Raw genomic sequence first — 10,920 nt, forward strand, 5'->3', positions numbered from 1 at the left:
CCCATCCCGGTCTGCCCCCGCCGGGGCTACAGCTGGTGGTTTTTGGTGGGTGTCGTTCGCCCCCCATTGGCCATGAAATGCCCGCCCCCCCCCCCCCCCCCGACGGAGCCGGTCGCGCATTGCGACCGGAAGGTCGTCACTCCACCAGGACGGCCGCTGCATACCCGGCCGGAGCCGGTTCATCCCCCGCGACCACCAGCGGTGCCAGGTCCGCCACAGTCCGGACATGAGAGATTCTGTCCGGCTTGGCCGCAAATTTACTGTCGTCACCGTACTTTAGCGCGACCAGACGCTTATGCCGGTAAGCGGAAAATGGGGCCGCTAGCAGGTGAAATGCTGTCACCGCAAGCATCGCGGGCCGTGAAAATTCCATGAACTGAGGTCTTCTCAAATCTCAGCGCGTCTATAAGGATGGGCTCTGTGAACGGGGCACAGGACGAAGGTGATGGATTTCCGGGGGACACCAGCGTCCCGGTGACTGTCCTTCGACTGGACCGCCCCGAGCTGGACGGCACCCGTCTCGTCGTGCGGGCCGTCGATGTCGAACTGCGTGAACGCCGTCGTGGGCACCATCTGGCACCACTGGGATACCTCTACGATCGCGCCGACCACGACGAATTGGAATCCGATCTCATCCTTGACGCCGGGCACTATGACGTGGGTGACCAGACCTGGTCATTTTCCGCTGAGGTACCCGGGATTATCGGCCTTACCGAGCCGCTGTCGTCGGCTGACAACCCGCCAGCCGAAAAAGTCGGAGAAGAAGGAGATCACCCGTGACGACCACCCTGACCCGCAACCCCCTGCGCACCTCGCTGTCGATGACCAGTGGGCACGACTTCAGCCAGCCGCTGCCCGCCGACCACGACCGCCAGCCCTTCGGCTACCTCTTCGCCAACTGGGAGCCGGGCACCCCGGCGGAGACCGAGACCGAGCTCGGCTACTACGACGCCGACCAGCAGGTCTGGGTCACCCCGGACGGCGCGATCACCGCCGGTGTCTACACCAAGACCCGCACCTCCGGCTCCAACTGCGGAGACTGCGTAACCGACGACGCCTGCGCCTAAGGACAACGCATGACCACCTCGCCATCTGATCGCGGGATCCTGATCTTCACCCAGGACTTCGATCCCACGGTCGACCCCGTCGTGCGGACCCTCACCGCCCGGGGGGCCGACATCGTCCGCGTCGACCTGAGCTACTTCCCGCAGACGCTGACGTTCACCACCTCGGATTTCGATGGCGAGCGGCGGCGGCTGCTGCACCGCGGGCGGGAGGTCGATCTCGATCGGCTCTCCGGGGTGTGGTACCGCCGCCCCACAGCCTTCCGCTTCCACGAGCAGATGAGCGAGGCCGAACAGCAGTTCGCCCGCAACGAGGCCCTGCACGGCATCGGCGGCATCCTGCGCAGCACGGACTGCCTCTGGGTCAACCGTCCCGACGTCGACGCGGTCGCCGAGCTCAAGCCCTACCAACTCCAGTTGGCCAAGCAGGTAGGCATGCGGGTGCCCCGCACCCTGCTCACCAACGACCCCGCCGAGGTACGCGCCCTGGTCGGTGCCACCGACCAGCCCGTGGTCTACAAGGCCCTCACCGGCGGGGTGATCCACTATCCGGGCGCCTTCCCCAGCGGCCTCTACACCACTGTGGTGGGCGAGGAGGTGCTGGCCAACGCCGACCGGGTCCAGCACACGATCTGCATGTTCCAGGAGTACATCGAGAAGGCGTACGAGGTCCGGCTGACCGTCGTCGGGAACACCTGGTTCCCGGTGGTGATCGACTCCCAGGCCCTGCCCACCACCTCTGTCGACTGGCGCGGCGAGAACCACCTGCCCTACGGCCCGTACAAACCACTGCCCGACGAGGTGGTGGCGAAGACCCAACGCCTGCTCGACCGCCTCGGCCTCGTCTACGCGGCCATCGACTTCATCGTCACCCCCGAGGGGGAGTACGTCTTCCTGGAGGTGAACCCGGGCGGCCAGTTCATGTGGCTGCAACACGACCTGGGTCTGCCGATGGACGAGACCATCGCCGACCTGCTGCTGGCCGGCGGCCCCTTCCGGCAGGGCGAGGTAACCCAGGTCGGCTACTGAGATGATCGGGGCGTTGCTGCTCGTCGCCCAACTGGCCCTGGTCGGCACCCTCGGCTGGGCCCTGGTGGGCAAGGTACGCGACCGGGCCGCCTTCGCGGCCTTCCGCGCCTCGCTGCCGCGTACCGTCGGGGTGCCGGCGGCCCGGGCGGGGGCCCTGGCGGTGGCCGTCCTGGCGGCCGAGGCGCTCACCGCCGGGATCCTGCTGGCCGCGGTCGCCCTCCCCGCCCTGGCGGCTGCGGGCTTCGCGCTGGCCACCGGCCTGTTCGCGGCCTTCACGGTGGCCGTGGCCGGGATGGTCCGTCGCGGGGTCCGGGAGCCCTGTCACTGCTTCGGGGGCGCCGAGAGTCCGCCCGGCCCCGCGCACGTCCTGCGCAACCTGCTGTTGACCGCGGTCGCCCTGGGCGGGGCGGCGCTGGCCTTCGGCGGGGTCCGGCCACCGTCGCTGTCCACCCTCACCGCTGAACCGTCCGGAGCTGACATGGCCCCCTCGTCCGTCCTGCTGCTCGTGGTCACGGTGCTGTGTCTGGTCAACACCACCGTCCTGCTGGTCGTGCTCGCGCAGCTACGGCGGCAGTCCACCCTGCTGAAGGTCAGCATCGAGGGGGTGGAGAACCCCGAGCCGATCATGCTGACCGCCGGTGCCACCGTCGGCGACTTCACCGCCACCACGGTCGACGGCACACCGGTGTCCCGGGCCGGGCTGCGGGGGGAGACCCTGGTGGGGTTCCTCTCCCCGAGCTGTCCGGCGTGCGCGGAGAGCCTGCCCGGGTTCGTCGCCCGGGCCGAGGCGATCCCCCGGGAGCAGACCCTGGCCGTGGTGCTGGGCACCGGTGAGGCCGCCACCCAACTCTGCGAGCGGCTGGCCCCGGTGGCCCAGGTGATCAACGAGCCTGAGCGGGGCCCGGTGGCCCGCGCCTTCGGGGTGGACGGCTACCCGGCGTTCGGGCTGCTCTCCGGCGACACCGTGGTCGCCAGCCACTTCGTACTCGACCGGGTGCCCGTCACCAGCGCCTCGTGATCAGACAGGCAGGCGGCTCGCTGGCCGAGGCCACCCGGATGGCCTGGGCCGCATCCCGCGGCTGGCTCATCGCCCGAGTGCTGCTCGCCGTGGTGGCGGGCACGGTGCCGGTAGCCGTCGCCTGGCTGATGAAGGTGGTGCTGGACCGGCTGGCCGCCGGCGACGACCGGCTGACCGGGCCGGTGCTGCTGCTGGCCGGCGCGGGTGCCGCCGCGGTGCTCATGCCCGAACTGGGCCGCTATGTCGACGCCGAGCTGCAACGGTCCGTCGGGCTGACCGCGCGGCAGCGGCTGTTCGCCGCCGTCGGCCGGATGCTCGGGCTGCGCCGGTTCGAGGACCCGGAGTTCCACGACCGGCTCAGCATCGCCGCCGAGACCGGCCCGGCCGGGCCGCCGGAGGTGGTCAGCGGCTTCCTCGGGGCCGCCCAGGGGCTGCTCACCATGGCCGCCTTCCTCACCACCCTGGCCGCCATCAATCCGTGGATGGTGCTGGTCGTGGCGGCGGCCGCCGTACCCACCCTGCGGGCGGAACTGCGCCTGGGCCGCCAGCGGGCCGCGTTGCTCTGGGAGTACGGCCACGCCGCCCGGCGGGAGTTCTTCTACGCCCAACTGATGACCAGTGTCACCGCCGCCAAGGAGGTCCGCCTGTACGGCCTCAGCGGGCTGTTCGGCGCCCGGATGCTCACCGAACTGCGCGGCATCCACGCCGGCCAACGCCGGATGGACCGGCGTGAGCTGCTGGTCCAGTCGGTGCAGGGGCTGCTCGGCGCGGTGGTGGCCGGGCTGGGCCTGTTCTGGGCGGTCACCGCCGCCCGGTCCGGCGCGCTGACCATCGGCGACGTCTCCGTCTTCGTGGCCGCGGTCGCCGGGGTGCAGGGCGGGCTGAGCAGTGCCTTCGTCAACGCCGGGCGACTGCACGAGGCGATGCTGCTGTTCGGGCACTACCGCTTCGTCGTGGAGGCCCCACCCGACCTGCCCGCCCGCCCCACCGCCCTGCCGCAGGTGCCACCGCTGCGGCAGGGAATCGAGTTCGACGACGTGTGGTTCCGCTACGACGAGGACCTGCCCTGGGTGCTGCGGGGGGTCAGCTTCACCCTTCCCGCCGGGTCCTCGGTGGCCCTGGTCGGGCACAACGGGGCCGGCAAGAGTTCGCTGGTGAAACTGCTGTGCCGGTTCTACGACCCGAGCCGGGGCAGCATCCGCTGGGACGGGGTGGACCTGCGCGACCTGCCCCCGGCTGAGCTGCGGGCGCGGATCGGGGTGCTGTTCCAGGACTTCATGTCGTACGACTTCAGTGCCGCCGACAACATCGGGATAGGTGCGGTGACCGCCCTGGAGGACCTGACCCGGATTCGGGCGGCGGCCCGACTGGCCGGCGTGGACGACATCCTGGGGGCGCTGCCCCGGGGCTACGACACCATGCTCACCCGGGTCTACATGAACGCCGAGGACCGCGACGACCCCACCACCGGAGTGGTGCTCTCCGGCGGCCAGTGGCAGCGGGTGGCGTTGGCCCGGGCGCTGATGCGCGAGGAGGCCGATCTGCTGGTGCTGGACGAGCCCAGCGCCGGCCTGGACGCCGAGGCGGAGTACGAGGTCAGTCGTCGGCTGGCCGCGCACCGGGCCGGCCGGACCAGCCTGCTGATCTCCCACCGGATGAACACCGTGCGCGACGCCGACCTGATCGTCGTACTGGCCGACGGCACGATCACCGAACGCGGCGACCATGAGGAACTGATCGACCTGGACGGCACGTACGCCCGGCTCTTCCGCCGTCAGGCCGCCGGCTACCAGGACCCGCAACCGGCGGCCTGACGACCAATTGAGTCGCCGCCCTGGGGTGGGTCGGCCTAACATTCGCCGGATGCGAGTGCTTTCCGTGAACGTGGGCAGACCCCGGCCCAACCCGGCCAAGGGTGGGTTGACCGGCATCGACAAACGCCCGGTGCAGGGCCCGGTCGCCGTCGTGGTGCCCGGCCCCAAGGGCACCGGCGAGGTGGGTCTGGTCGGTGACCGGGTCTACGACGTGAAGCATCACGGCGGCACCGACCAGGCCGTGTACGCCTACGCCCGGGAGGATCTGGACCGCTGGGCGGCCGAGTTGGGCATCACCCTCGGCAACGGCGGCTTCGGGGAGAACCTGACCACCGCCGGCCTGGACGTCAACGCCGCCCTGATCGGGGAGCGCTGGCGGATCGGGCCGGACGTCGTACTGGAGGTGTCCTCCCCACGGATCCCCTGCTCGACGTTCCAGCACTGGCTGCAGCAGCGCGGCTGGATCAAGCGGTTCACCCAGGCCGCCGTGCCCGGGGCATACCTGCGGGTGATCGAACCCGGTGAGCTTCGCGGCGACGACCCGATCGAGATCGTGTACCGGCCCGACCACCAGGTCACCATCGAGCTGGCCTTTCGTGCCCTGACCCTCGAACCGGAGCTGCTGCCGCAGTTGCTGGTAGCCGAGGCCCTGCCCGAGGAGGCCCGGGACTCCATCCGCCGACGGTCGGCCACCGGGTAGGCCCCATGCGCCGAGATGCGCACCCGCCACCGGGGAACTACGGTGTGTGGTCGGGGCGACATGGAATCAGCACTGACCGCACCACCAGCACCGCCAGCGGAGTTGGCAAGGGTACGCCGCTGGCCGGTCTCCCTGGTCCTGGCCGGGGTCATGTTCCTGGTGCTCTTCGACAGCCTCGCGGTCGCCACCGCCCTGCCCCAGATCGGCCGGGAGTTCGCCATCTCCCCGGACCAACTGCAATGGGTGATCACCCTCTACTCCCTGAGCATCGGCGGGTTCCTGCTGCTCGGCGGTCGGGTCTGCGACCTGTGGGGTAGGCGGCGCCTGATCGTCACCAGCCTGGGGGTCAACACCTTCGGCCTGCTGCTCGCCGGCGCCACCTCCTCGCTGCCGCTGCTGTTCGCCGGACGGGTACTCCAGGGCCTAGGTGCCGCCTTCGCCATCCCCGCCGCCTTGGCGTCGGCCGCCGCACTCTTCCCGGAGGAGCCCTGGCGCAGCCGGGTCTTCGCGGTGGTCGCGGCCGCCGCCAACTCCGCCGGGCTGGCCGGGGCCGTCTGCGGTGGGGTGATCACCTCCTACTGGGGTTGGCGCTGGATCTTCCTGGCCGTCGTCCCGGTGGGCCTGGTGGCGATGCTCGCCGCCCTCCGGCTGTTGCCGCCGGATCAGCCGACAGCCGGCCGCCGATCCCTGGATGTCACCGGTGCCCTGCTGGCCACCGGCGGGCTGGTAATCCTGATCTACGGCGCCACCCGGGTCGCCGAGCAGGGGCTGTCCGGTCCGGCACCGGCCATCGTCGTCGCCGGCCTGCTCCTGCTGGCGGTCCTCGTCCCCCTGGAACGCCGGATACGTGACCCGCTGCTCAAGCCCGCCCTGTTCCGTTCGCGTTCCCTGACCGCCAGCTGCCTGGCCTTCGCGGCCCACTCGGCGTCGTACGCGGCGATCGTCGTCGTGGGCAGCCTCCACCTCCAGGAGATCCACGGCCTGTCGGCCGCCCAGACCGGTCTCGTCCTGGCCCCGGTCCTGCTCGGCTCCCTCATCAGCGCCGCACCGGCAGGCTGGCTGGTCCGCCGCTACGGCCCGCGTACGGTCGTCACGGTGGCCCTGACCCTCTGCGCCGGCAGCCTCGCCGGGGTGGCGGTGGGTACCGGCGGCTCCCTGCCCATCGTGATCGCCTGGCTGGTCGCCTGGGGGCTCAGCGCCGGACCCGTCTATGTGGCCCTGACCCGGGAGTGCATAGGCGCTGCGGCCCCGGAGGACCGAGGTTCGGCCTCCGCGCTGTTCGAATCGACGAACCATGTCGGCGGCGCCCTCTCGGTGGCGGCGTTCCTCACCCTGCTCGGCGCGGGCGTCGGCTACGGCACGGTCCAACTGGTCGGCGCCGCCGTCGTCGGCCTCGGCATCCTCGCCACCATCGGCCTTATGCCCAGATCGAAGCCCCAGACCAGGACCTGAAAGCTTCGGTACCGTCCGCCAACTGAACCCCGCCTGAGCGGGGCGGTAGAAGGCTTCGGGGTAGCGCCGGTGCACCGACTCGGGGAGGATCATCCTCCATGTCTGAGCGAGATCTGGCCGGAACCTGGCGCGGCATCATCGACGGGGACAGCAAGTCCTGGGTGGTGTTCGCCCACGGCACGATCACCCTCGACCCCGGTCCCGGATGGGTGGTCTACGGCCACCACGACGACGTGCTGACCTACGTAGGGCCGGACGAGGTCTCAGACGGCAGCGACCTGGCCATCGGGCTGTACGGCCGCCACAAGCGCGACCGGGACGGCCACGAGCTTCACGTCATCCACGTCGAGGACAAGCGGCCCCGGTAAGGCAGGACCGAGCTTCCGCCGTCAGACGTTGAAGCCGAACCGCTCAGCGCCGGCATCACGGAGGAGCGCGATCGGGCACGCGCCGGACCTGGCCGCAAGGGCAAGCGGTAGGCATGAATATGGCCCAGGTCGGAGTTTCGTCTGACCTGGGCCACTATCGCTGAGCGGGCGACGGGAATCGAACCCGCACCGTCAGTTTGGAAGACACCCGGAGCTAGTGTCGCCGGCTACCGTCAACCACCCTTTGTACAGGTAGAAAGCATGATCAACGGCCCCAGCGTGCCGTTCCGTGTGGATCACTACCGCACGGCGTGTGACACGGCCCGTGATACGCCTACGTCCGACGTTGAGGTGCCCGTGAGGGGCCACCACGTCCCGGCTGAACTGTCTTCGACGGCCTCCACCAAGGAAGAGGCCAGTGAAGCGCAAGGCGAGTTCCCAGAGCCGATCCGAGCGGATCGAGGGGGCCATCCAGGTAGCCATCATGCTCACCATCGGAGGCGCAGCAGGCGCTGTCAGCTTCCGACACGTACACGACGTCTCGGCTGCCCACGGTCAGGGCGGATGGCTCGCCTGGGCGAACGCAGTAACCCTGGAGCTGATGTCGATTGCCGCCGGCCTGGAGATCCGTCGTCGGGTTCGCATCGGCAAGAGCAAGGCGTTCCCAGTAGCCGTGCTGGTCGTCGCGGTGTTCTTGTCACTCGGCGCCCAGGTCATCGAGGCAGAGCCCTCGGTGGTCGGCTGGTTGGCTGCTGCGCTGCCGGCTGCGGGGTTCCTGATGATGGCAAAGATCGCCCTTGCCCGGATGGGTGAGGCCCCAGCAGCCAAGCTCGCCGTCCAGGCAGAGCCCGAGGGCGCTGCATTCGCCACCGTGGTTGCCGCCCAGTCAGATGGAGTCCCGGACTCGCTGATATCGGTCCTGGACTCCAGTCAGGCAGTCCCGGACTCCACCCCCGTAGTCCCGGACTCCACGGCGGTGGCGTCCCGGACACCGTGCCCGTAGTCCCGGCCTCCGGTCCCGTGATGGCCGAACCGGTCCCCGTGGTCCCGGACCACCCCGGCCCGATAGAGGACGCCGGTCCTGCGGTCCTGGACCCCGTCGAGGACTCCCGGGTAGGGCCACCCGTGGCCGGTCCGGCGGTCCCCGGACTCCGAGGACACACCTCGCCTGACGAAGGTGCAGATCATGGAGGCTGCCTTCGCTGAAGCCCTATCAGCGGGACGCCGCATCGATCACCGCGAGCTGGCTCGGCTGGCCGGTGCTGATCTGTCACATGCACGACGCATCAACGCCAGCTCTCGGCCGCGTTGCCCGTTTGACGGACGGGGGCTACTACCAGCGAGGATTGCCAGGAGTGAGAGTGGCGGCGAGTGCGCAAATGCCGCTTCGCTCTTACACCTGGTACCTAACCGCCCCGCACGCGCGCCGGTAAGCCAGGTCCGAACGAGTGGTAGACAACCAGGCGCACTATGGTTGGCGTCATGATTGATGAGGACCCGCCAATGGGGTGGGAAGCGGTCCCATCCAAAGTTGCCAGCTCGCTGGAGAGTGCGTGGAACTGTGGAGTGCCGCCTGTCGCGCAGGCATTGCATGGCAGATGGTGGCAGTTGGAAACCTGGCTCCGTTCTCTGGTGTATGTCGAGCTCCGCGCGCGATTCGGGGACTCCTGGCTGGAGCAAGTGCCTGAAAGGGCTAGATCCCTTGCGCGATCTGAGGCCAGGCTTACTCACATGACCAGCCCCGACAGCGACCTTATTCTTGCGTATGCGGACTTATCGCACTTGTTTGAAATTATCGAGAGACACTGGGATCTCTTCGAGTCGAGCCTGATTCAACAAGAGGTCTGGAAGGGGCGCATTCGAGAGCTGAAGCAAGTTCGTCACCGAATAGCGCATTTCCGTCGACCCCATGCCGACGACCTTGCACGTGTCGAGCAGACCCTGCGTGATCTAGACGCTCCGGCAGTGCGAGCTATGCGCTACTACAATGACCGATACGAGCTGGATTATGGCCATGAAGATCCAGTGGCGCAGAAGTTCTGGGGCGAGGATCGGCGGCTAGCGCGGCTCGTAAGGCATGCTGACCGCAGCTACAGTATTGTCACGCGGCTCTGCTTTAGTCGACGCCCATGGGCGCGGCCTGTGCAAGATGTAAGTCTCATTACCGGAGAGCCCGGCTATTTGTGGCATGCGCGGTTCTACCTTGGAGCACGGGGAGTTATTCCTCGCCAGTTATGGCTGGACGAGGAGCTGGCCCCCGCCAGGGAGGGCTTAATATTCCTCTGCCTGGATGGCTCCACTGTCACGGATTTTGCGTTCTCGGCACTTAGTAGTCCCGATTCCCTGGCGATTAGCGTGGAAGCATCATTGCGTTCAGTGATGTCATCCTCTGGCACGCGGGAGGGCGAGCAGATTGAGGCATGCTATGAGCGTCCCAGTCTCTCCCTAGATCCGCGCGTCCAGATAGCGACACCCTGGGCGTTCTTGGGTGACCATATCGACTCGCTTACTATGTTCGGGGCCTAATCGAAAACTTTCTCAAGAATCAGAGGGCGGGAACCAGGCCTCGGGCCGGGCTGCGCCCATCGAGAGAGCGGGCCAGGAGGCGGACCCACTTCGGCCTCTTTCGTTTCATCCACGCCTCGACCGTCATTGGGATAAGAAAGAGGGGATGGCGGTCGATGAGTCGGACTGCGGAAACATGCTCGTCTTAGCGGAGGGCTGCCTGGACAGGCGGTCGGGCGGTCATGACGCTTCCACCTCTGCTGCCAGTTGGTCCACGTGCTCAGAACCCGGCTGACTTCCTCGGCGGTGAGAGTCCGGGGCGGTTTGCATCGCAGGACTGACGAAGAGGTGGGGAAGACGGCTCCGCCTTGGGACGGCTCAACCCGCCCTCGCTCACCCTCGACGACGTATCGGACGTGACTGCCCACAGCATCGGCGGGCAGGACTGGTACACGGCCACGGTCCAGCTGTTCGCCTCCGGCTTGATGATGCTGACGGGCCAGTCCTCACCCCTGCGGCGAATACTCTGGAGGCTTGCGTGCTCGTGTCCCAGAACGAAAGCGGCGCACGTCGTAACCGATGCGGGTGTAGGAGAGTCACTTTCCCGCCCTCCCTCGTCGGTCTTGGTGGCGAGCGCCGGCAGATGCTCGGACAGCGCGTGCGCGAGAGGACGATCGAGTTACTCGCGCGCCAGGAACGAATAGGAAATCCGGGTCGACGTCGGCCGACGGGGTCGGGCCTGTTGCACCAGCAGGTAACAGGTGTAGTTACGCGACTGTGACTGACGGAGACGCGGACTGGTCGCTGGCTCCGGGCTAAGCCAGCCCGTGCGGGACGGGCAGAAATTTGGATTCCTGGCCGTGGTTTGGGGGGGGGCCAAAAAGAAGTGCCAGCCCCCAACAAACCCCGGGGGGGGGGTTAAGAAAGTCCCACGTTATAGGCACGAAAAAAAAGGTTTGAAGAACCCCCC

General features: G+C 68.3%; 10 protein-coding genes. All 10 read left to right on the forward strand.

What is annotated here, in order from left to right:
• The first annotated feature begins 420 nt into the window (after positions 1–420).
• Complete coding sequence (locus tag ACGFIK_RS27020) at positions 421–780, forward strand: hypothetical protein (protein ID WP_327024475.1); 360 nt, start codon at positions 421–423, stop codon at positions 778–780.
• On the forward strand, positions 777–1,067 hold the full coding sequence (locus ACGFIK_RS27025) for a hypothetical protein (RefSeq protein ID WP_327024476.1): 291 nt from the start codon (positions 777–779) through the stop codon (positions 1,065–1,067). Before ACGFIK_RS27020 ends, ACGFIK_RS27025 begins: the two co-directional genes overlap by 4 nt.
• Positions 1,068–1,076: 9 nt before the next feature.
• Entirely contained in the window at positions 1,077–2,093 is a 1,017-nt protein-coding gene (locus ACGFIK_RS27030; protein WP_327024477.1) for an MvdC/MvdD family ATP grasp protein, read from the forward strand.
• 1 nt (position 2,094) lies between these two features.
• A complete protein-coding gene (locus tag ACGFIK_RS27035) occupies positions 2,095–3,111 on the forward strand; it encodes a MauE/DoxX family redox-associated membrane protein (RefSeq protein ID WP_327024478.1) in 1,017 nt (338 codons plus the stop codon).
• A complete protein-coding gene (locus ACGFIK_RS27040) occupies positions 3,108–4,925 on the forward strand; it encodes an ABC transporter ATP-binding protein (protein ID WP_327024479.1) in 1,818 nt (605 codons plus the stop codon). The genes ACGFIK_RS27035 and ACGFIK_RS27040 overlap by 4 nt, the downstream gene beginning before the upstream one ends.
• Positions 4,926–4,974: 49 nt before the next feature.
• On the forward strand, positions 4,975–5,625 hold the full coding sequence (locus tag ACGFIK_RS27045) for an MOSC domain-containing protein (RefSeq protein WP_327024480.1): 651 nt from the start codon (positions 4,975–4,977) through the stop codon (positions 5,623–5,625).
• Positions 5,626–5,685: 60 nt separating this feature from the next.
• Positions 5,686–7,077 carry an MFS transporter gene (locus ACGFIK_RS27050; RefSeq protein ID WP_327024481.1) on the forward strand — a complete coding sequence of 464 codons (1,392 nt, stop codon included), beginning with the start codon at positions 5,686–5,688 and terminating at the stop codon, positions 7,075–7,077.
• 98 nt (positions 7,078–7,175) lie between these two features.
• A complete protein-coding gene (locus ACGFIK_RS27055) occupies positions 7,176–7,445 on the forward strand; it encodes a hypothetical protein (protein WP_393342026.1) in 270 nt (89 codons plus the stop codon).
• 418 nt (positions 7,446–7,863) lie between these two features.
• Positions 7,864–8,448 carry a DUF2637 domain-containing protein gene (locus ACGFIK_RS27060; RefSeq protein WP_393342029.1) on the forward strand — a complete coding sequence of 195 codons (585 nt, stop codon included), beginning with the start codon at positions 7,864–7,866 and terminating at the stop codon, positions 8,446–8,448.
• Positions 8,449–8,948: 500 nt separating this feature from the next.
• Positions 8,949–9,971: a Swt1 family HEPN domain-containing protein gene (locus tag ACGFIK_RS27065; RefSeq protein WP_393342064.1), complete on the forward strand. Its 1,023-nt coding sequence runs from the start codon at positions 8,949–8,951 to the stop codon at positions 9,969–9,971.
• Positions 9,972–10,920: the final 949 nt, after the last annotated feature.

This window comes from Micromonospora sp. NPDC048871, from assembly GCF_043198155.1.
GTDB lineage: Bacteria > Actinomycetota > Actinomycetes > Mycobacteriales > Micromonosporaceae > Micromonospora.

What these genes read in the sequence shown, in the direction of transcription:
- ACGFIK_RS27030 (WP_327024477.1), top strand. Translation starts at nt 1,077, where the DNA reads ATGACCACCTCGCCATCTGATCGCGGGATCCTGATCTTCACCCAGGAC.
- ACGFIK_RS27035 (WP_327024478.1), top strand. Translation starts at nt 2,095, where the DNA reads ATGATCGGGGCGTTGCTGCTCGTCGCCCAACTGGCCCTGGTCGGCACC.
- ACGFIK_RS27045 (WP_327024480.1), top strand. Translation starts at nt 4,975, where the DNA reads ATGCGAGTGCTTTCCGTGAACGTGGGCAGACCCCGGCCCAACCCGGCC.
- ACGFIK_RS27050 (WP_327024481.1), top strand. Translation starts at nt 5,686, where the DNA reads ATGGAATCAGCACTGACCGCACCACCAGCACCGCCAGCGGAGTTGGCA.
- ACGFIK_RS27055 (WP_393342026.1), top strand. Translation starts at nt 7,176, where the DNA reads ATGTCTGAGCGAGATCTGGCCGGAACCTGGCGCGGCATCATCGACGGG.
- ACGFIK_RS27065 (WP_393342064.1), top strand. Translation starts at nt 8,949, where the DNA reads ATGGGGTGGGAAGCGGTCCCATCCAAAGTTGCCAGCTCGCTGGAGAGT.